At 63.0% G+C, this 20,670-nt stretch carries 16 protein-coding genes; 9 read left to right on the top strand and 7 right to left on the bottom strand.

Going from position 1 to position 20,670, the window contains the following annotated elements; all coding sequences use genetic code 11:
• Positions 1-31: 31 nt before the first annotated feature.
• The 7 genes from CCR96_RS13050 to CCR96_RS13020 all read left to right on the top strand — a co-directional run bounded on the left by CCR96_RS13050 (position 32) and on the right by CCR96_RS13020 (position 10,579).
• The gene (locus tag CCR96_RS13050) at positions 32-958 is read left to right on the top strand and encodes a DUF808 family protein (RefSeq protein ID WP_201220599.1); all 927 of its coding nucleotides are present in this window, start codon (positions 32-34) and stop codon (positions 956-958) included.
• A 189-nt stretch (positions 959-1,147) separates the two neighbouring features.
• Entirely contained in the window at positions 1,148-1,987 is an 840-nt protein-coding gene (gene cobS / locus CCR96_RS13045) for an adenosylcobinamide-GDP ribazoletransferase (RefSeq protein ID WP_338035876.1), read from the top strand.
• A gap of 27 nt (positions 1,988-2,014) precedes the next feature.
• Entirely contained in the window at positions 2,015-3,436 is a 1,422-nt protein-coding gene (locus CCR96_RS13040) for a paraquat-inducible protein A (protein ID WP_201220538.1), read from the top strand.
• Positions 3,426-5,132, top strand: coding sequence for a PqiB family protein (locus CCR96_RS13035; protein WP_201220537.1), 1,707 nt, complete (start codon positions 3,426-3,428; stop codon positions 5,130-5,132). The genes CCR96_RS13040 and CCR96_RS13035 overlap by 11 nt, the downstream gene beginning before the upstream one ends.
• The gene (locus CCR96_RS13030; protein ID WP_201220536.1) at positions 5,129-5,833 is read left to right on the top strand and encodes a PqiC family protein; all 705 of its coding nucleotides are present in this window, start codon (positions 5,129-5,131) and stop codon (positions 5,831-5,833) included. Before CCR96_RS13035 ends, CCR96_RS13030 begins: the two co-directional genes overlap by 4 nt.
• A 301-nt stretch (positions 5,834-6,134) precedes the next feature.
• Complete coding sequence (locus CCR96_RS13025; RefSeq protein ID WP_201220535.1) at positions 6,135-7,415, top strand: efflux RND transporter periplasmic adaptor subunit; 1,281 nt, start codon at positions 6,135-6,137, stop codon at positions 7,413-7,415.
• Entirely contained in the window at positions 7,412-10,579 is a 3,168-nt protein-coding gene (locus CCR96_RS13020; RefSeq protein ID WP_201220534.1) for an efflux RND transporter permease subunit, read from the top strand. Before CCR96_RS13025 ends, CCR96_RS13020 begins: the two co-directional genes overlap by 4 nt.
• A 50-nt stretch (positions 10,580-10,629) precedes the next feature.
• On the opposite strand, the gene CCR96_RS13015 is transcribed toward CCR96_RS13020, so the two are convergent.
• From CCR96_RS13015 to ispH, 3 genes are all read right to left on the bottom strand, one after another.
• On the bottom strand, positions 10,630-12,471 hold the full coding sequence (locus CCR96_RS13015) for an AlbA family DNA-binding domain-containing protein (protein WP_242519026.1): 1,842 nt from the start codon (positions 12,469-12,471) through the stop codon (positions 10,630-10,632).
• A 70-nt stretch (positions 12,472-12,541) separates the two neighbouring features.
• Positions 12,542-13,630, bottom strand: coding sequence for a glycine oxidase ThiO (gene thiO, locus CCR96_RS13010; RefSeq protein WP_201220533.1), 1,089 nt, complete (start codon positions 13,628-13,630; stop codon positions 12,542-12,544).
• Positions 13,631-13,632: 2 nt separating this feature from the next.
• Positions 13,633-14,613: a 4-hydroxy-3-methylbut-2-enyl diphosphate reductase gene (gene ispH / locus CCR96_RS13005; protein WP_201220532.1), complete on the bottom strand. Its 981-nt coding sequence runs from the start codon at positions 14,611-14,613 to the stop codon at positions 13,633-13,635.
• 106 nt (positions 14,614-14,719) lie between these two features.
• Here ispH and CCR96_RS25095 point away from each other — a divergent pair, with 106 nt between their 5' ends.
• Entirely contained in the window at positions 14,720-14,842 is a 123-nt protein-coding gene (locus CCR96_RS25095; RefSeq protein WP_274601115.1) for a hypothetical protein, read from the top strand.
• A gap of 19 nt (positions 14,843-14,861) precedes the next feature.
• On the opposite strand, the gene CCR96_RS13000 is transcribed toward CCR96_RS25095, so the two are convergent.
• The 4 genes from CCR96_RS13000 to ygfZ all read right to left on the bottom strand — a co-directional run bounded on the left by CCR96_RS13000 (position 14,862) and on the right by ygfZ (position 18,488).
• A complete protein-coding gene (locus CCR96_RS13000; protein WP_201220531.1) occupies positions 14,862-15,842 on the bottom strand; it encodes a squalene/phytoene synthase family protein in 981 nt (326 codons plus the stop codon).
• A 19-nt stretch (positions 15,843-15,861) separates the two neighbouring features.
• Positions 15,862-16,554: an HAD family hydrolase gene (locus CCR96_RS12995; RefSeq protein ID WP_201220530.1), complete on the bottom strand. Its 693-nt coding sequence runs from the start codon at positions 16,552-16,554 to the stop codon at positions 15,862-15,864.
• Positions 16,555-16,561: 7 nt separating this feature from the next.
• A complete protein-coding gene (gene ubiG / locus CCR96_RS12990) occupies positions 16,562-17,284 on the bottom strand; it encodes a bifunctional 2-polyprenyl-6-hydroxyphenol methylase/3-demethylubiquinol 3-O-methyltransferase UbiG (RefSeq protein WP_201220529.1) in 723 nt (240 codons plus the stop codon).
• 157 nt (positions 17,285-17,441) lie between these two features.
• Complete coding sequence (gene ygfZ / locus CCR96_RS12985; protein ID WP_201220528.1) at positions 17,442-18,488, bottom strand: CAF17-like 4Fe-4S cluster assembly/insertion protein YgfZ; 1,047 nt, start codon at positions 18,486-18,488, stop codon at positions 17,442-17,444.
• 242 nt (positions 18,489-18,730) lie between these two features.
• On the opposite strand from ygfZ, the gene CCR96_RS12980 reads away from it, so the two are divergent.
• On the top strand, positions 18,731-20,581 hold the full coding sequence (locus CCR96_RS12980) for a ribonuclease catalytic domain-containing protein (protein WP_201220527.1): 1,851 nt from the start codon (positions 18,731-18,733) through the stop codon (positions 20,579-20,581).
• Positions 20,582-20,670: the final 89 nt, after the last annotated feature.

The raw sequence follows: 20,670 nt of genomic DNA, 5'->3' as shown, positions 1-20,670 counted from the left end.
GAATGCTCCCCAGTTTGTAAGGAGTCCTGAGATCGCTACCAGTTTGCTTGCTCTGATCGACGACGTCGCCAGCGTCCTTGACGATGTCTCGATACTCGCTAAGGTCGCCGCGCGCAAGACCGCTGGCGTGCTCGGTGATGACCTGGCGTTGAACGCGCAGCAGGTGACTGGCGTGCGCGCCGAGCGTGAACTGCCGGTAGTCTGGGCGGTGTTCAAGGGCTCACTCGTCAATAAGCTGATCCTGGTGCCGGCAGCCCTGTTGATCAGCGCGATCGCACCTTGGGCGATTACGCCATTGCTGATGGCCGGAGGCCTATTCCTCTGCTACGAAGGCTTTGAGAAGCTGGCGCACAAGTACCTCCACGATGCCGAGGCGGAGCAGGCCCATCAGAAAGCGATCGCCGAGACCCTGGCCAATCCTCAGCTCGACCTCAAGACGCTGGAAAAAGACAAGATCAAGGGTGCCATCCGCACCGATTTCATCCTTTCAGCCGAGATCGTTGCGATCACGCTCGGTACCGTCGCCGGCGCGCCACTGTTGACCCGCGTGCTGGTGCTCTCTGGGATCGCGCTGCTGATGACCGTTGGCGTGTACGGACTCGTTGCCGGCATCGTCAAGCTCGACGATGCTGGGATGGCCCTAAGCGAGACCGAAGGCGAGGCGTTGGCGGATCGGGCTAAGCGCGCGCTGGGGCGCGCGATCCTGTTCGTGGCGCCCTACCTGATGAAATTGTTGTCGGTGCTCGGGATGATCGCGATGTTCTTGGTCGGTGGCGGCATCCTGGTGCACGGCATCCCGGCACTGCATCATGGGCTCGAGCACTTGGCGGAGGGATTCGGAGGCATGCTCGGAGCACTGACGCCGATGCTCATCAACGGCCTCGTCGGAGTCCTCGCTGGCGCTGCGGCTGTCGCTGTGGTGACTTGGTTTCAGCGTTGGCGTTCCGCCAGTGCCTGAGTGCTTGTTGAGTCCTAAGGCTCATGGCGCGGCGCAACGCCGGATAATGAATCGCCTGAGATTCACTTTAGTACAAGGATTCGCCGCGCTTGCGCAAGACAACGATCGTGATTCCCACTGTTAGCGCTCTTGGTTGGCAACGAGAGCAGGCTAACCGGAGGCGAAGGTTTGAGCGTGGATTGACCGGCCGTGCTGCTTGCCACAGATGATGAGGGGCACGGGGTGAAGCGGCTTCGGGATCTCCCGATTCCCTGCTGGGTCGCAATGCGCTTTCTGACGCGCTTCCCGTTGCCCGTGGCGAGTGATGCGAGCCCGCTCGATGTGGACCCGGTCACCCTGGGCCGTTCGGCACTCTGCTATCCGCTCGTTGGTCTGTTGCTGGGCGCATCCTTGCTCCTGCTCTGGCTCGGGGTGAGCAGCCTGCCGGCTGGAGCGCCGCCGCTGGCGACTGCTGCGCTGCTGCTTGCATGCTGGGTCTGGAGCACCGGCGGTTTGCACCTGGACGGACTCGGCGACTGTGCCGATGCCTGGGTGGGTGGGCTCGACAGCCGCGAACGTACCCTGAAGATCCTCAAGGACCCGCTGACCGGCTCAATGGGCGTGGTCGTGCTGGTGCTGATCCTGTTGGTCAAGTTCGCGGCGCTTGCCTCCTTGCCGCTGGGGCTAGCGGGCGCGTTGGTCTTGTTGCTGACGCCGGCGCTGGCGCGGGCGCAGCTGCTCGCATTACCCCTGACCACGGTCTCGGCGCGCCCCGATGGTTTGGGCGCTGCACTGCAGCAACGCCTTCCACGCCGTGGCGCCAGCCTCGTGCTCGCTTTGAGCGGGTTGCTCGCCCTGCTGCTGTTTGCAATCGCTGGCCATTGGGCGCTTGGTGTCGCACTGGTTGTCACAGCGGGTCTGTTGCTGTTTGTCTGGCGGCGCAGCATGCTCGAGCGTCTCGGTGGCTTCACTGGTGATACAGCAGGTGCCTTGGTCGAGCTGACCGAAGCCGGACTGTTGTTGATGGCTGTGCTGCTGATCGCGAACTGATGGCAAGCAGCACCTAACATCAAACGCATGTGTGACACCCATCTGAGCCTGTGCGAGGCGTGCGATCTGCTGCAGCGCAGCCCGCCGCTACCGCCGCGTGGATCATCACGTTGTGTGCGCTGTGGTCATCAACTGCATCGACATCGGCCGGCAAGCTTGGATCGCACCCTGGCCTTTGCGCTCACTGGGCTGGTTCTGTTCATCGTCGCGAACAGTTTTCCGTTCCTCTCGTTCGAGATGCAGGGGCAGCGCACGGAGACGACGCTGTTCAGCGGTGTTGCCGATCTCACCGAGCAGGGTAAAGGGGAAGTGGCCGCGGTGGTCTTCTTCACCGCCATCCTCGCCCCGGGACTTCAATTGTTGCTGTTGCTGATGGTCTTGGCGCCATTGAAGCTCGGCCGCGGGCTGCCGCCGGGCTATCCGACGCTGTTTCGCTGGTTCAAGACCATGGTGCCCTGGGGCATGATGGACGTGTTTCTGATCGGCATCCTGGTATCGGTGGTCAAGCTTGCCGATATGGCGACCATTGTGCCCGGAACCTCGCTGTTCGCCTTCGTGATCCTGATCTTCGTGCTGGCTGCAGCTCAGGCCTCGCTCGACCCGGATATCGTTTGGGAACGGGTGCCGCTGCCAGAGCGGGTGAGGCGGCTGCCGCGTGCCGGTGAGCCGGTGCTCGGCTGCGATGTCTGTGAATTGGTTGTCCCGAAGCAGGAGGCGCTGCGCGACGACGGGATCAGTTCGACACTTGGGGCTCAGTTCCTGCGCTGCCCGCGTTGTCGCGATATCCTGCATCAGCGTAAGCCGAGGAGTCTTCAACGGACCTGGGCCCTGGTGCTGGCTGCGCTCGCGTTCTACATCCCGGCCAATGTCTATCCGGTGATGACCGTCACCAGCCTCGGGCAGACGCAATCGGATACGATCTTGAGTGGAGTCGTCTTCCTGCTGAATCACGGTATGCTGCCCTTGGCTGCCATCCTGTTCATTGCGAGTATCTTCGTGCCGCTGTTGAAGCTCCTGATCTTGATCTTCCTCCTGCTCTCGGTTCAAGTCGGTTCGCGCTGGCGCCCGCGCGAGCGTACCCGGCTGTACCGGATTACCGAAGCCATCGGCCGCTGGTCGATGGTGGATGTCTATGTGGTGACGATCTTGGTGGCGCTGGTGCATCTGGGCAATCTGGCCAGTATCCAGGCCGAGGCCGGCGCGGTGTTCTTCTGTGCAGTGGTCATCCTGACCATGTTTGCGGCCATGGCCTTCGATTCGCGGCTGATTTGGGACGCCGCTGGCGAGAACCCCGGCAGCCCGGATAACCCCGCTAGGCGGAAAGAGGCGTCAATCCGGGCTCAGGCGCAGCAGACCGGCGATGCTCGCGATGAGACAGGAGACGGTGTACAGCCTGAGCAAGCGCGTCCCTGGCGCCCGATTGGTAAGGCCCTGCCCGATGCCAACTGATTCAGAACACACAGAGGGGCCAGCGATCGAGGTGCTGAGCGATCGCGACACCTCGGCACTCCCTGAGGCTCGGGTGGTCAAGGCCGACCGGCTCTCTCTGGTTTGGCTGCTGCCGATCCTGGCCTTGATCGTGGGTGGTTGGCTTGCCTACAAGACCTGGTCCGAGCAGGGTCCGACCATCACCATCAGCTTTAAGGATGCCTCGGGGCTGCAGGCCGGCAAGACCAAGGTCAAGTTCAAGGACGTCAATATCGGCCAGGTGACGGCGATTGGCGTCACCGAAGACCTGCAAGGCGTCAAGGTCACGGCCCAGTTGACCAGCGGCTCCGAGCGCTATCTGACCGACCAGACCCGCTTCTGGGTCGCGCGGCCGCGCATTACCGCGAGCCGGGTGTCGGGTCTGGAGACGCTGCTCTCCGGTGCCTACATCGCGATCGATCCCGTCATCGACGGCAAGTCGAGCCGCCATTTCAAAGGCTTGCCTGAACCGCCGGTGATCACGACCGATGAGCCAGGAATGCGCTTTCGGCTACGTTCGCAGACGCTCGGCTCGCTCAACCTCGGCTCGCCGGTCTATTACCGACACATTCAGGTCGGACAGGTGGTGAATTACGAACTTGATGCGGACGGCGATGCGGTGACCATCGATATCTTCATCACCAAGCCACACGACCGCCTGGTGTTCGTGAACACGCGGTTTTGGAACGCCAGTGGCATCGATCTGTCGCTCACCGCTGATGGTGTCAATCTGGATACCGAGTCCCTGATCTCGGTGTTGCTCGGCGGTATTGCCTTCGACACCCCCGACACCCTCGAGACCAAGGGCGCGCCGGCAACGGCCGACCAGTTCTTCCCGCTGTATGCGAATCGCGCCGACGCGCATGAGCGTATCTACCTGAACAAGCAACGCTACCTGATGGTCTTTACAGGCTCGGTGCGCGGGCTGAGCGTCGGCGCGCCGGTCGTGCTGCAGGGCATCCAGATCGGGCAGGTGCTAGACATCCAATTGCGTTTCGATCCCGACGAGCTCGCGTTTTCGATCCCGGTGCTGATCGAGATCGAGCCAGAACGGATCAATGTCGCTGGTGGGGTCGAAAAGGCCCTGGTCAATGACCCGGATATCCTCAACAACCTGATCGCGGCGGGCATGCGCGGCCAGCTCAAGACCGGTAGCCTGCTGACTGGCCAACTCTACGTGGACCTGGATTTCCACCAAGACGCCCCCGATGCGGTCCTGCGTGAGCAGAATGGCTATCCTGTGCTACCGACAGTCCCGGCGCCGATTGAGGAGGTGACGACCAAGGTGAAGAACATCCTCACCAAGGTCGAGTCCTTGCCGCTGGCGGAGATTGGAGACGACCTCAGCAGCATCCTTGGCAGTGCGCGGGAGCTGGTTGAGTCGACCGAGACCAAGCAGGCGCTCAAAGAGCTCGAGCAGGCGATCACCGATCTGACCTCGATCGCCAACCAGTTAGACAGCCGTATTGCACCGGAACTGATCGCGATCCTGAGTCAAAGCCGAGCGGTTGTCGCGAATATCAACGGGCTGATCGGGGCAGATGCGCCCCTGAGCGTCGAAAGCGTGCGTACAATACGCGACATTGGCGCCGCGGCGCGCTCGATTCGCACCTTCGCGGATTACTTAGACCGACATCCAGAGGCCCTGATTCGGGGTAAAGGGGGCATGCAGCGATGAAGTATTCAATAACAATCCGGCTGCTCATACTCCTGTGCCTTGGGCTGCTGAGCGCCTGCGCCAGCTCGCCGCCATCGCGTTTCTATGTGCTGACGCCGCTGCCTGAGGCGGATAGCCGCAACAGCGATATCCGAGGTGGCAACCTGTCGATTGGGATCGGCCCGGTGGTCTTCCCGCAGTTTCTCGACCGCCCGCAGCTGGTGGTGCGCGATGGCTACAACCGCTTGGATCTGGAGGAGTTCAACCGTTGGGGCGGCACCTTACAGGATGACTTTCTGCGCGTTTGGGGCCAGAACCTGGGCCATCTGCTCGACACCAGCCGTATCCTGATCTTCCCTTCCGAGTCGCGGGCACCGCTCGATTTCCGCATCACCGCAGAGGTGGTCAACTTCGAAGGGCGCCAGGGTGGAGAGGCGGTGCTGAATGTGCGCTGGGCGGTAATGGACCCGCGCCTAGAGCAGACCTTGGCCTCGCGCGACGATCTCTACCGCTGCCCAATCCAATCCGTGCCTGCGGACGCGGGTGGCGCTCAAGCGCCATCCGTCGGTGGGCTGATGACAACGGCCGATGCTGGGCAGGATTCCGAGGCCATCGTGGCCGCGATGAGCCGATGTCTGGGGCGTTTCAGCCGTGATGTGGCCGCGGTGCTAAAGGGGTTACCAAGGCCCATGCCCCCGCCATCCGAGCAGCCAGGCTATTGATTCAGTCGCCTGCTATCGATTTTGCTTCAGCTTCTCTCTTATTAAGGAGTGATCGCCAATGAGTTGGATGCCATCGCAACCGAGGTCGCGCTCAGCCAACGCGAGCGCCAGCAGAGCCAGGCCCGAGCAGGCCAGCGGCGAAGCTCGGCTGCCGTTACCTAACCGCCGCCCGGGCCAGCCCCAAGTTCAGGCGCTCAGGGCATCCCGGAACGACAGCCTGAACGCGTCAGGTCGCGAGATCGACAGCCGATGCACCAAGCTCAGCCAACGCCTTGGGGGCAAAGCATTACTGATCAGTTTCATGCTCTTGCTCGGGACCATTCTGGTTAGTGGAGCCAATGCTGACGCCGACAAGGCGAGCAAGAACAAGGATACCAATGGGGATTCGTCGAGCGCACAGCAGGAGCAGACTCCGCCTCCGGGGGTGATCGTCTCCGCAGTGCAGTTGCAGGACGTCGCTGCTGAGCGGCGCTACATCGGCACCATCAAAGCGATCCAGTCGGTCGAGGTGCGGGCGCGCGTCGAAGGCTTCCTGAACAAGGTTGCCTTCGAGCAAGGGCGGACGGTGACGGCTGATCAGCTGCTCTATCAGATCGAGCAGGATCAGTATCAGGCCGCACTGGCCAGCGCTGAAGGGCAGTTAGCCGCATCGCAGGCCCAACTCGCGAGCGCGAAGGCGACCTTGGAAGATAAGCAAGCCGACTTCGAGCGCTTCGCGGTGTTGGTCAAGAAGGGTGATACCTCGCAGACCAATTTCGATCGGGCCAAGGCACAGCGCGATGAGGCGCAGGCGAACGTTGAGAGTGCCAAGGCCAGTATCAAACAGGCACAAGCGGCCATCCAACAGGCCAAGATCAATCTTGGCTACACCACCATCTCGAGTCCGATCGCGGGGCGCATCGGCGCGACCCAATACACGGAGGGGAATCTGGTCAATCCGAGCAGCGGTACCTTGGCGACGGTCGTGCAGCTCGATCCGATTCGAGCGGTGTTCTCGATTCCGAGCGCGGATTTCGTTCGCCTGCAAGAGCGCGTTGCTGGCGACGGTGCTGAAGAGGCGCGGGATCTATTTGTACCAGAGCTGATTCTCCCGACTGGCAAGACCTACGATCAGAAGGGCAAGGTCGCGTTTGCCGATAACCAGGTCGATCCATCCACGGGCACGATCCCGATCTATGCCGACTTTCCAAATCCCGATCGGATCTTGCTGCCCGGTCAGTTCGTGACCGCCTTGGTGCGCACGGCCGAGACCAAAAGCGAGCCGGTGGTTCCAGCCTCAGCCATCCTGCGTACCCGTGATGGTGAGCAGGTCTACGTGGTCGGTCAGGGCAATCGTGTTGAGCAGCGCCCGATTGAGACCGGGGTTCAGGTTGGCACTGGTTATGCCGTGACATCGGGTCTGCAAAGTGGCGAGGTCGTCATCGTCTCAGGGTTGCAAAAGGTCAAGCCGGGCATCGTGGTGAAGCCGGTCAAACAGAGCGCATCGAGCAGCACGACGGATGATCGCGCTGACGGCAGTGGCAGTGCTCAGTCCGGGGCTGCTGCGTCAGCAACCAGCAACGGCGCGAGCGACTCCAAATGATTTCTAAGACCTTCGTCGAACGGCCACGGTTGGCGGCCGTCGTCTCCATTGTCATCGTGGTCGCCGGTTTGTTGGCGATGTTTGCCATTCCGGTGTCTCAGTATCCGCCGATCACCCCGCCCGTGGTCCAGGTCACGGCGAGTTATCCTGGTGCCGATGCCAAGACCATCGCCGACACGGTCGGTGGCCCTATCGAGGAACAGGTCAACGGCGTCAAGGGCATGACCTATATGTCGTCAACCGCCTCAAGCGCTGGGATCTACAGCCTTCAGGTCACCTTCGATGTCGGAGTCGATTCGGATATCGCCCAGGTGAACACCCAGAATCGGGTCTCACAGGCGCTGGCGAAGCTGCCGCAGGAGGTCCAGCAGCTCGGTGTCACGGTACAGGCGCAATCAACCAATCTGCTGCTCGTCATCTCGGTCTTTTCGCCCGATAACAGCAAAGATGCGCTCTTCCTGTCGAACTACGCCACCATCAACATCCAAGATGAGTTGGCGCGCGTCAACGGGGTCGGTGAGGCGAACCAGTTTGGACCCTTAGACTACTCGATGCGCATTTGGCTGAAGCCGGAGCGCATGGCGGCGCTCGGCATCACCCCACAGGATGTGCAGCAGGCAATTCAGGCGCAGAACATCCAGGCCGCACTTGGCCAGATCGGTGGACCGCCGATTGCCGCTGATCAGGTATCGCAATTCACCATCGTGACAGAAGGCCAGCTGGTCAAGCCGGAGGAGTTCGGCGAGATCGTCGTGCGCACGAGCACGGACGGGGGCATTGTACGCATCAAGGATATCGCTCGGGTCGAGCTGGGCTCTGAGGCCTATGACGCGGTCACCACCTTCAATGGCAAGCCTGCTGCCGGTATCGCCATCTATCAGGCGCCCGGTGCCAACGCCCTGGATGTCGCTAATGCGGTACGTGCGGAGCTTGAGACACTCAAGGCGCGCTTTCCGGATGGCGTCGCGGCTGAGGTGATGTATGACTCGACGCTGTTCGTGAGGGCGTCGATCCATGAGATCGTCGTCACCCTGGCCATCACCGCCGTCATCGTGTTGATCGTCGTGTTCTTGTTTCTGCAGGATCTGCGGGCGACCATTGTGCCAGCGGTGACGATTCCGGTGTCGCTGATTGGCGTCTTCATCGTCTTGCTTGCAGTTGGCTTTTCGGCCAATACGATTAGCCTGTTCGCGGTGGTGCTCGCGATCGGCCTGGTGGTCGATGATGCGATCGTCGTGGTCGAGAACGTGCAGCGCATCATGCTCGAGGATGGCCTTGACCGGCGCGCCGCAACGCTGAAAGCCATGCAGCAGGTCACAGGGCCGATCATCTCGACCACCCTGGTGCTGTTCGCGATCTTTGCGCCAGTGGCCTTCATTCCTGGCATCTCCGGTGAGCTGTTCCGCCAATTTGCGGTCACTATCTCGGCGGCGGTGGCGATCTCGGCGTTGAACGCGCTGACCCTGTCGCCGGTACTCACCTCGTTGTTCCTGGGCACGCCGAAGCCCGCCAAACGTGGACCCTTTAAATGGTTTAACGCGGGGCTTGAAGGCACGCGTAACGGCTATGTCTGGGTCGTGGCATTGATCGCCCGGCGCTCGGCCGTCGCTGGCCTCATTATCATTGCGGTTGGTGTCGGCTCGGCGGTCTTGCTCGATCGTCTGCCGACGGGATTCTTACCCAACGAAGATCAGGGCGTACTCTATCTGGATGCCAGTCTGCCAAGCGGCGCCTCGCTGCCCCGGACCTCCGAGGTGTTGGCGCAAGCGCGGGCGATTGCCGAAAAGGCACCGGGTGTCGAGAACGTCTTGTCGGTCGTTGGTTTCAGTATCCTGACCAACTCGGTGTCATCCAACAGCGGACTCGGCGTCATCGTGCTCAAGCCCTGGGACGAGCGCACCACGCCGGACACCAAGCTTGGGGCGCTGTATGCAAACCTCACCGCTCAGTACAACGCGATTCCAGGTGCGAACATCCTGGTCTTTCCGCCCCCGCCGATCCCTGGTCTTGGCAATGCCGGTGGCTTCACCATGCAACTTGAAGCCCTTGGCGGTCAGTCACCGGAGGAGCTGACGCAGGTGATGAAAGGGCTGCTCGCCACCGCCAATCAAGATCCGCGGATTGCGCAGGCTTATTCCACTTTCAGCGCTGATACGCCACGGTTGTTCCTGGATCTGAACCGGACCAAGGCGGAGTACCTGGAGATACCGGTCGCGACCCTGTTCAACACCATGCAAGCGGTGTTTGGTAGCACCTATGTCAACAACTTCACCTATCTCGGCCGGACCTTCCAGGTCAATCTACAAGGCGAGCAGGATGCGCGTAAGGCGGCTGAAAACATTGGTAGTACCTATGTGCGCTCGAGTGCCGGCAAGATGGTACCGATTGCCGAGGTGGCCGAGATCCGCAATGAGCTCGGTGCTGATCTGGTCTTTCATTACAATCAGTTCATGACGGCCTCGATCAACGGCAGTCCAGCGCCTGGCTATTCGACCGGTGATGCCATGACGGCGATGGAAGAGGCGGCCAAGACGGCATTGCCGGACGGTTACAGCTATGAGTGGACCGGGATGTCTTACCAAGAGGCGCAACAGAGTGCGGGGAGCGAGGCGGCGATCTTTGGCCTGGCGGTGCTCTTCGGCTATCTGTTCCTGGTTGCCCTCTACGAGAGCTGGGCGATCCCGTTCTCGGTGCTGACCTCGGTGGCGATCGCGATCCTGGGCGCACTGTTGACGGTCTGGCTGGTCGGCCTGGATAACGATCTCTATACCCAGATTGGCCTGGTGTTGCTGATCGGTCTTGCGGCCAAGAATGCGATCCTGATCGTCGAGTTTGCCAAGGAGCAGCGCGAGGAGGGTAAGAGCCGCTTCGATGCAGCACTTGCTGGCGCGCGGATGCGGTTCCGGGCGGTGTTGATGACGGCGATGGCCTTCATCATCGGTCTGCTACCGCTAGTGCTCGCCACTGGCGCCGGGGCGAATTCACGGATTCACCTCGGCTTTACGGTGTTGGGCGGCATGCTGGCTGCGACCATCTTCGGCATCCTGGTGATCCCGGGTCTCTATGTGATGTTCCAGTGGATTGGCGACAAGATCGGCGAACTGATCGCACCGCACCGCCAGCAGATCCCGCCCGAGACGAAATCCGAGTCTGAGGCGAGCTGAGGCAAGGCGCCCAGGCGCCTAGTTAGCGGGTGGTAAGGAAGCCACCGACCTCAGAAGCGGCTTTCGATGTAGCCCAGAGCGCGGCTGATCGGCAGCTCGCTGTTCGATGGCCCAGTGCGGATCAGGAACGACTCGCCGTTGCCCGGGCGGAGATAGACGGGGGTCTCGGCGGGCTCGCATTCGATGGCGCCGATCTGCTTGTCGTCGAGCCTGAACAGCCTGAAGCGGAGATGGCGCATCGCCTCTGCACCGAGATGCTGATTGACGAGATTCTTGAAGTGCAGTAAGCATTTGTCATCATTGGCGAAACCGTCACCGGCAAGCCCGAGCACCTCGCCATCGTCGGCGACACCCAGCAACAGAATACCGCCCTCGCTGTTGAGGAAGGCGGCAACACCCTTGAGCCAAGCCAACTCGATCGCCTTGTCGTTCTTGCCGCTGCGCAGATTCAGGCGCATGGTCGATTTGAACTCGAGGTGCGCGCTCTCACCACGGCCGATGAGGTCGTAGAGTTCAGTGTCGGACTGGCTCGGATCGATACTGAGCTTCGGCAGATCACGCAGCTGATGGCTATAGCGCCGCACGACCAGCAGCGCCAGGCCGATACCGAGCGCCAAGATTGCCAGCGCGCTGGCTGCAAACAGCGGCCAGCGCTGCTGCAGTAGTCCAAGCGGGCCGGCGCTGGGGTAGGCAACTCCGACCCAGGCCTTGCGCTTCACCGGTTCCAGCGGGACGAACCCTGCCCACCAATGGCTGCCGCCGCTTTCAAAGCGTACCGGCTGATCTTCTGGCTCGCCGGCAGCACGCCAAGCCGCAATGGCCGCGAAGGTCGTCGCGCCAGGCGGTGACGAATAGCCAAGGCGTTGCTCAGGGTTATCGAATCCGCTCGCGGCAAGACCAGCGCCCAGGTGTTCTTCGGGCTGTGTGGGGTTTGAGCTGCCGCTGACCTGGGAGCCATAAACACCGCCCTCGCGATCGAACAGGAACCCATAACCGGCGGTGTTTGCCTGCTGCCGGTCGATGGTCGTCAAGATGCGAGCAAGGGTGACATCGAGCGCGAGGACCAACAGCGCTTCATCCTCATGCCAGGCGGTGGCGACGGTGATCCCCGGCTCGTCGAGGGAGAGGAATTGGTAGGGTAGGCTCCAGGTCACCGGCGCTGAGAGCAATGTTCGCCGATCTTGGCTGGAGACAGAGTCTGCCGCTGCTGCCGCTGCTAATTCTCCAGCTTCTCGAGCTTTTTCGGCTTCTCCTGGTTCTCCTGGTTCTCCTAGTCCGCCTGATCCTCCGGTTTCGGCATCTTCTGCGCCACCGGCTTGCAGCTGTTGGATAGCGGCCTGGAACCAGGGCCGCTGCCTGGGGTCGTGGGTGCTGGGCTGCTGCTGAGCGCTGATGCGCTCATCATCGTTGCGCCATTCCGAGATCCGCTCTGGGACCCCCGAGGCCGCTACGTTGCCGGTTGCGGCATCAAAGGCCGACAGGCGCTCGCGCGTGATCCAACGCTCACCGTCGAGCCGAAGGAAATACTCGCGCCCGGCGTCATCCGCGACCACCGCTCCGGCGATCTGGCGCATGTGTGCCAATGCCGGCATCAAGTGCTCATTCAGCGCCTGGACGTCGGTCGGCCTCAGCTCACGATTGCGCAGCCCATCGCGCAGGATCAACAGCTGTTGGGCGACGGGCAGCAGCAGTCCATTGACCTCGTCGCGCACCAGTGCCGAGGCGTCTTGGAGCCTGGCTTTCGCGAAGTCGCGCTTGATGTCGTTGATCAGCAGCGCACTGGCCGTGGCGAGCACGCCGACCGTGACCAGGATCAGCAGCACCAGGTCGCGGAACAGCCGTGCGCGCAACGGGTCGCTCGGCGCTTGCTTGAACAAGCCGCGGTTTTGCATGCGCTGCCGGCTCGCGCTCAACCGGAATCTCACGCGATGCAGCTGCCGGGGTGAGGCCGCGCCATGCGCCTTAGGTGCGCGGACTATCCAAGGCGTAGGCCGATGGCGGCAGGATCGGCGGTCGTTCGAGCACGATATCAGCGATCAAACGCGCCGATGCGGGTCCTGTGACCAAGCCATTACGGAAGTGTCCAGCATTCACATAGAGGCCTTCGGCACCGGGGTATGGAGCGATATAGGGGATGCCACTCGGGGAGCCCGGCCGCAGCCCGGCCCAGTGATCCTCGATCGGCGTGCGCTTGAGCAGCGGGAACATCTCAGTCGCGACCCGATACAGCTCTTCCTTGGCCTCGGCGGTGGTGCGTTTCTCGAAACCGGCTTCTTCGAGTGTGCTGCCAATCAGCACCCGGCCGTCCTTGCGCGGGATCACATAGCGTTCACGGTAGAGCGATAGATGCCGGATCTGCCCAGGCTTGGCATAGAACAGGATCATCTGTCCGCGCACTGGGCGGATGTTCGGCTTGCGTCCGAGCTTCTCGAGCAACTGCGCGGTCCAGGCGCCGGTACAGACGATCACATGCTCGGCTTCGATGCGGCCGCTGGTGGTGGTGACGCCGCGCACGCGACCATCCTCCACTTGCAGATCCAGTACCTCCTCGCGCTCACGCATCTCGACCCGTTTGCTGATGCTCGCGTGCAGGGCCTTGGTCAGACGAGGATTGCGGATTTGTGCAACCTCAGGCATCCAGAGCCCGGCGTCGGTCGCGACCTCGAGACCGGGCTCCTGCTCAGCAATCGCGGCACGATTGAGGATCTCCATCGGTGCCTGCTCAGTCTCGGCCCAGTTCAGCGCCAGATCGGGCGCATCGGGGTCCAGGATCATCAACCCTGAGCGGTTGTATTCGGGATCGACCCCCGTCTCTTCAAACAGCGCTTCGCAGAATTCCGGATAGATGCGCTGGCTCCAGCTCGCCAGAGCGGTTACTGCTCCGCGGTAGCGCCAAGGATAAAGTGGCGAGAGGATGCCGCCGCCAGCCCAGGACGACTCCTTGCCCGTACTGCCCATCTCGATCAGGGCGACCTCGGCCCCGGCTTGGCTGAGTTCACGCGCGGTCATCAGGCCGATGACACCGCCACCAATGATCAATATCTTCTTCATAGTCAAACGCTAGTCTGCTCGGCATCAGCCTCGATCCGAGGCTCGGCGCTCGTCGGCTGTAATTCTTTCGGAAGGGCAAACACCACCTGCTCGCGGATACCGGATTGCTCTTTGACATCACCTGCGCCCCATTCCTGGAGCTTGGCGATCACCTGCTCAACCAACAGCTCTGGGGCCGATGCACCGGCAGTGAGCGCGACTCGGGCGCCGTCGCGCAGCCAATCGCGCTGAATATCGTCAGCACCGTCGATCAGATAGGCCGGGATGCCTTGCTTCTCGGCCAGCTCGCGCAGCCGGTTCGAGTTTGAGCTATTGGCCGAGCCGACCACCAGCATCAGATCGGCCTCGGCGGCGAGTGAGCGCACTGCATCCTGTCGGTTCTGCGTGGCGTAGCAGATGTCACTCTTCTTCGGGCCGGTCAGGTTCGGGAAGCGTGTGCGCAAGGCCTCGATGACGCCGGCCGTGTCATCGACCGAGAGGGTGGTCTGGGTCACATAGGCGACGCGGTCTGGGTCTTGGACCACGAGGTCAGCGACCTCAGCGGCGGTCTCGATCAGGTGCATGCGGCCGCCATCGGCCTGGCATTGGCCGAGCGTGCCTTCGACCTCGGGGTGACCGCGATGGCCGATCAACACCACATCGAAGCCAGCCTTGCAGTGGCGTGCAACCTCGAGGTGGACCTTGGTGACCAGTGGGCAGGTGGCGTCGAAGATGCGCAGTCCGCGCTCGGCGGCCTGCTCGCGAATCTGCTGTGAGACGCCATGAGCGCTGAAGATGCAGGTGGCGCCGTTCGGGATCGCGCCGATGTCATCGACGAAGATCGCGCCGCGGTTGCGCAGGTCGTCGACCACATAGCGGTTATGCACCACCTCGTGGCGCACATAGATCGGCGCGCCGTAGAGCTCGAGCACGCGCTCGACGATCTCGATGGCGCGATCGACGCCGGCGCAGAAGCCGCGGGGATTCGCGAGGAGTATGTTCATCAGGAGGGCTGGGGCCTTGCGGCCGGGCTAGGCAAACATGGCACCATTCTAGCAGCCGTATCGCAGTCGAGCAGTCGGGTTATCCCGAGGGTGTCGGATAGAGCGGTTGGCCGACGCGCTCGATGTGCGCGAGCAAAGCCGCATTCTCAACGGACTCAACCTGGCAGAGATCGATCTGATAGGGCAGCAGCAGGTCAATGTCGGCGGATCGGGCGTCCTTTATCATTGAGTGACCTCATTGAGCGACCTCATTGAGCGACCTCGCTTGACGCCGAGCCCTGTGCGGCCGCCCTCCAAGCCAGCCAGAATTTCCGCAGCGGGGTGAGACCGATGCGTTGATCGGCGACGTTGAAGTCGCTGCGGTGGAGGACGTTGAGCAGGTCTTGGTGTAAGCGGAGCTGGACTCGGATGGCCGGTGTCAGCCCGGCGAAGGCGCCGAACCACTGGCTGCGCTGGGGGCTGGGGATCGCATGGCCCGCTTGGGTTTGCTCGCGCTCGGGCTTGGCCTTGGTCGGGGCCTGGTCGGGGCCTGCCGCACGCAATTGCTCGGCGATCGGTCGCAATAGCTCAGGCAGGCGTTGGCGTCCGTCGGCGCTGGCGAGCTGCTCATGGCTGAGTCTGGCCGCGGTGAGCTGGTCGGCCGGGAGCACCTCGCGACCGCGGCGCAGCAAGAGGCCAGCGTCGCGGATACGCCGAACCTGGGCGCACCAGCCGCCGGTGCGCCGCGCCCTGGTGAGCTGGCCTTGGTCGTTGTCAGCGTCAGCGCCTTCGCAGCGGGCGATGAGTTCGAACAGGGCGCCGAGGTCTTGTTCGTCACTCTGGCGCTGCGTTTCCTGGTCAGGGTGGCGGTGCGCGCGCAAGACGCGATCGACGCCCTCGATCAGGTCGATGAAGGCGGATTGCGGAAGACGGTGCTGGGCGACGACTGGGGCTAGGCGCTCAGTCAGCGGATGCCGTGGCTCGCCGGCAAAGAGGCGATCGATCTCGGTACGCCACCAATCGAGCTTGATCCGGGCAATGCCGGGATCGCTGACCTGATCGGGGATCGCTTGCAGCTCGGCGCGCAGGGCGAACAGCGCCGCGAGCGCATTTCGATGCGGGGCCTCGCTCATGCGCACAGTGTAGTAGGCACTGGAGCCTGCTGGAGTGGCGCGATTCGGAAAGCCCCATTCGAGGCTGGCGGCGCTTGCAGCCTGATCTGCGCTGGTCGCGCCGGCTTGATGATCCATGTTGGCCGCCGACATCAGCTTAGCCTGGGATGCCGTTTAATGCATCGGCGTCGAGAAAGCGCAGCACCTCGAGCGGATGCTCGAGCAGCCCGTCCGCGCCCCAGTCACGCGGATGCAGTTCGACGCCGAGATAGCCATAGAGTGCCGCCAGCGTGCGCATGCCGGCCGCACGTCCGGCGAGGATGTCGCGATGATCATCCCCGACATACCAGCAAGCCTTCGGATCGCGGTCGATCATGCCGCAGGCATGGAACAGCGGGTCTGGATGCGGCTTGGCGCGCGGGGCGGTATCACCGCTGACCACGCAGGCGGGCCGGATCGGTAGCGCCATCGCCTCGAGCAATGGATCGGTCAGCCAGCCCGGCTTATTGGTGACGATGCCCCAGCAGATCCCTTGCGCGTCCAGCGCCTCGAGCAGATCGCTGATGCCGGGGAAGAGGCAGGTATCGCAATGGATATCGGCCGCGTAGAGGTCCAGGTACTGGGTGCGCAACAGCTCATAGTCGGGGTCGCCCGGCATCAGGCCGAAGCCCACCGCCAGCATCCCGCGTGAGCCTGAGGAGACATGACAGCGCGCCTGCTTGAGCGGCACGGGTGGTCGGTCGTAGCGTGCCAGCAGCCGGTTCAGTGCCGCGGCCATGTCCGGCGCGGTATCGGCGAAGGTGCCGTCGAGGTCGAACAGCACCGCCTGGGGCGACGTCAAGTCAGGCATGGGGGCCTCAGGCCTCAGTGCGGCGCGGCATCTGGCAGCACACCAGGTAGTTGACGTCAATGTCCTTCGATAGCCGATAGTGGCGCGTGACCGGGTTGTAGCTCAGCCCGGTGATGTCGGTGGTGCGCAACGGCGTCGCCCGCACCCATTGGTCGAGTTCGGAGGGGCGAATGAAACGGGCAAAATCATGGGTGCCGCGCGGCAGCAGGTTGAGCACGTACTCGGCGCCGATGATGGCGAACAGATAGCTCTTTGGGTTGCGGTTCAGGGTCGAGAAGAAGACGAAGCCGCCGGGGCGCACCAGCTGGGCGCAGGCGTTAATCACTGAACTCGGGTCCGGCACATGCTCGAGCATCTCCATGCAGGTGACCACATCGAAGCTGGCCGGACGCTCGGCGGCGAGCTGCTCGACCGGCATCTGGCGGTAATCGACCTCGACGCCGGTCTCTAGGGTATGCAACTCGGCGACCTTGAGTGGCTCCTCGCCCATGTCGATGCCGGTGACCTTGGCGCCGGCCAGCGCCATGGCCTCGGAGAGGATACCGCCGCCACAGCCGACATCGAGCACCTCACGGCCGTTGAGCGTGACCCGGCTTTGCACATAGCCGAGCCGCAGCGGATTGATCTCGTGCAGTGGTTTGAACTCGCTTTCCGGGTCCCACCAGCGCGAGGCGAGGGCCTCGAACTTGCTCACCTCGGCGTGATCGACGTTGTGTAGGGTTTCGGTCATAGGGTCCATGATGAGTGACTAGCGCCGTCAGCGGCTGTTCGTCATAGTGTAACCGAGTGCGGTGGGCGCTTATGGGTTGACCGCCCGAGTCCACTGGCGAAGCGGTCTCGGCCAGGTTTGCTGAGGCCTAGGCCCGGTTTCCGAGAAGGTGTAGGTCTCAAGTCTCAACGGGAAATCCATAAGGCGGCGGGCTGAGCTTGAGCAGGGCACCTCCACTGTCGCCGAGACGCAGCTCGCCGTCTTCAGCGGCGCTGATCTCGGCGACGACCAACATCTCCCACTGCCCGGGGCCGGTTGCACGCGCATCGACGACCCGGCCTGGGGCCTGTTCTGAGGTACTGCTGGCCGAGCTGAGCAACGTGCCTGGCAGGGGCGGCTCGGCGTCAGTGTCCAGCGTGGTCTGGGCGACATACATGCGCCGCTTGAGCTTGCCCAGATACTGCATCCGTGCGACTACCTCTTGGCCGGTATAGCAGCCCTTGTGAAAGCTGACACCATCGATGAGCTGCATATTCGCCATCTGTGGAACGAAGCTATCGCTCGTCTCAGGGAGGACGGTTGGGATGCCGGCGCGGATATCACGCAATGCCCAGAGATCGGGGTTTGCGGGGACAGCGCCGGCGGCGCAAGCGGCCTCCCAGGCTGCGCGGGCGGATGCCGCTGGGCCGATGAGTAGATAGCGAGGGCTTGGGTCGGGGCTTCGAATCAAGGCGGTCTCACCGGCACGGATCATCGCGTTCGGCGCTTCAGGCAGGCTGCCGAAGGCATGGGTCAGCGACGCGTTGGCACAATCGCCAACGAGCCCCATGCAGACGAGGGCGTCGCTGGCGTCGTCAATCGTGGCCTTGGCGCGCAGCAGGAACATGCGCAGACGCTTCAGTAAGGTCTCCAGCTGAGCCCGCGGCAAGACGAGAACGAAGCGCTCATCGAAGCGCAGGACGCGGAAGTTGGCGAGCATCCGACCCTTGGGACTGCAATGACTGCTGAGCTGGGTGTGGGTTGCGGTCAGCTCGCGCAGGTCATTGCTGAGCTGGCCTTGGAGGAAGTCTTGCGCCTCCGGGCCGCTCACGGCGATGAGTCCGAGATGCGAGAGGTCGATAACGGCGCAGGCGGGCTCGGCGGGCGCGCTATCGAAGTGCGCCGCGCCCTCATCGCCGATGCGGCCGCCTTGTGAGTCGATAAAGGCTTGCCAGTCAGTGTTCATAGTTAAGATCTCGTGCGATGTCCGGCCTAGCGAATAGGCCCGCCGGAGCGTGGGTCTGGGGGCAGTGTGCCGGATCGGTGGCTTGCAGCGAAGCCGCGATGATAACGGATCGGGCCGCTGCCTGAGCACAGCTGAGTACGCACAGCTGATATAGTGTCCGGTTAGGCTGCATGCCAATCCTGCGCCATCTTGACCCAGATGAACGCCCTTACTGACTGCCCTGTACTGGAGATAACAACGCATTGCTTTCCCATCAAGCCATTCCCCGAACCGGCAGCCTGGTCGTTTACAAGAGCCGACCGGCGCGGGTGCTGGCCGCGGCGGAGAAGATCGAGATCGAGATTGAAGGCGGGCAGACCAAGCGTGTGCGGCCGAAGGACATCCTCTCGTTGCATCCCGGGCCGGTGACCAGTCTCGCCGAGCTGCGTCCACCCGAGGTCCATCCGCAAGAGGCCTGGGAGCTGCTCGAGGGTACCGAGACCGATCTCAAGGAACTCGCGGAGCTGCTGTACGGTGAGCATAGCCCGGGCGCTGCCTGGGGTGCTTGGGAGCGACTCAGTGAAGGGCTTTGGTTCGAAGGCACGGCGGAGGCGTTAAGACCGCGTGCCGGCGAGCTGATCGAGCGCGATCGCGCCGAGCGCGAGGCCAAGGCCAAGGCGGATCAAGCCTGGGCTGCGATGCTGGAGCGCTTGCGCCAGGGGCGGATCGAGCCTGAGGACCGAGACGCACTCGGCGAGGTCGAGCGGCTGGCGAATCTGCAGGGGGAGCACAGCCGTATCCTCAAGGCGCTGAATTATGAGGAGACACCGATCGCGGCCTATCGGCTGCTGGTTTCGGTGGGCTATTGGCCGCCGACGCACAACCCCTATCCGACCCGCGTCGGGGCGGCGCTGCACAATCCGGAGCTGCCGATCCCGAGCCTGGCTTCGGCGGCAGAGCGCGTCGGCGAGCCGGAACGCCTCGACCTGACGCATCTGCCGGCCTTTGCGATCGATGACGAAGGCAATCAAGACCCAGACGATGCGATCAGCCTGGATGGCGATCGCGTTTGGGTGCATGTTGCCGATGTCGCCGCCTTGGTGCAGCCAGATTCCGAACTCGATCGCGAGGCCAGGGCGCGCGGCGCCAACCTCTATCTTCCAGAGGGCATCATCCACATGCTGCCCATGGCTATCACCGAGCAGCTCGGGCTTGGCTTGCAGGCCCAATCGCCGGCGCTCTCATTCGGCCTGCGACTGGATGCGCAGGGTGACATCAGCGATATCGAGATCCAGCCAACGCTGGTGCAGGTGCAGCGGCTGAGTTATGCCGAGGCTGACCGCCGGCTCGATCAGGCGCCGCTGGCGGACCTAGCGCAGATCGCCGATCGCTACCGTCAGCGTCGCTTGGCCCAAGGCGCGGCCGAGATCGATCTGCCCGAGGTCAGCGTCCGGCTACACCAGGATCAGGTCTTGATCCGTCCGCTCGAGCGCACCGGTTCGCGCTCGATGGTCACCGAGCTGATGCTGATGGCGGGCGAGGCGGCGGCCCGCTACTGTCAGGCGCGTGAGCTGCCGATCCCTTATGCAACCCAGCCGACTCCGGAGCGGATCGACCAGCCGAGCAGCATGGCCGGCATGTACGCCTATCGGCGCCTGTTCAAACCGAGCCGCACCGTCGTCGGCGAGCCGGGTCGCCACTTCGGGCTCGGGCTCGATGCCTACACACGCGCCACCAGCCCGCTGCGCCGTTATGGTGATCTGCTGGTTCATCAACAGCTGCGTCAGTATCTGCGCGGCAGCGAGCCGCTGAGTGCCGAGCAGGTCAGTCAGCGTGCCGGTGAGGCCGACCAAGGCGGGATCATCGTTCGCCGCGCCGAGCGACAATCCAACCTGCACTGGAAGCTGGTGTATCTGAAACAGCAGCCGCGGTGGAAAGGCGAGGGCGTGGTGGTCGAGCTGCAGGAGCGCAAGGCGGTGCTACTGATTCCACAGCTTGCGCTCGAGACACGCATTCGCGCCAAGCAGGGGCTGGCGTTGGACCAATGTGTGCCGCTGGCGCTGGCAGAGGTCGATCTGGCCCAGGCCGAGTGCCAATTTCGGCTGCTGGGCTAACATTAATCGCCTGCGGTCACCTCGGGTGACGAAGCACTTGTTTCACGGAAGAGATGACCTGATTTGGAAGCCGCAGCAGCGGGTGTTGA

It is taken from the genome of Halochromatium roseum (assembly GCF_016653315.1).
GTDB lineage: Bacteria > Pseudomonadota > Gammaproteobacteria > Chromatiales > Chromatiaceae > Lamprobacter > Lamprobacter roseus.
Note: the sequence above shows the minus strand (reverse complement) of the source record. Positions and strands in the feature narration are given on the sequence as shown.

Coding starts and splice junctions, on each gene's coding strand:
- CCR96_RS13040 (WP_201220538.1), top strand. CDS start 2,015: ATGTGTGACACCCATCTGAGCCTGTGCGAGGCGTGCGATCTGCTGCAG.
- CCR96_RS13035 (WP_201220537.1), top strand. CDS start 3,426: ATGCCAACTGATTCAGAACACACAGAGGGGCCAGCGATCGAGGTGCTG.
- CCR96_RS13030 (WP_201220536.1), top strand. CDS start 5,129: ATGAAGTATTCAATAACAATCCGGCTGCTCATACTCCTGTGCCTTGGG.
- CCR96_RS13025 (WP_201220535.1), top strand. CDS start 6,135: ATGCTCTTGCTCGGGACCATTCTGGTTAGTGGAGCCAATGCTGACGCC.
- CCR96_RS13020 (WP_201220534.1), top strand. CDS start 7,412: ATGATTTCTAAGACCTTCGTCGAACGGCCACGGTTGGCGGCCGTCGTC.
- CCR96_RS13015 (WP_242519026.1), bottom strand. CDS start 12,471: ATGCAAAACCGCGGCTTGTTCAAGCAAGCGCCGAGCGACCCGTTGCGC.
- thiO (WP_201220533.1), bottom strand. CDS start 13,630: ATGAAGAAGATATTGATCATTGGTGGCGGTGTCATCGGCCTGATGACC.
- ispH (WP_201220532.1), bottom strand. CDS start 14,613: ATGAACATACTCCTCGCGAATCCCCGCGGCTTCTGCGCCGGCGTCGAT.
- CCR96_RS13000 (WP_201220531.1), bottom strand. CDS start 15,842: ATGGATCATCAAGCCGGCGCGACCAGCGCAGATCAGGCTGCAAGCGCC.
- CCR96_RS12995 (WP_201220530.1), bottom strand. CDS start 16,554: ATGCCTGACTTGACGTCGCCCCAGGCGGTGCTGTTCGACCTCGACGGC.
- ubiG (WP_201220529.1), bottom strand. CDS start 17,284: ATGACCGAAACCCTACACAACGTCGATCACGCCGAGGTGAGCAAGTTC.
- ygfZ (WP_201220528.1), bottom strand. CDS start 18,488: ATGAACACTGACTGGCAAGCCTTTATCGACTCACAAGGCGGCCGCATC.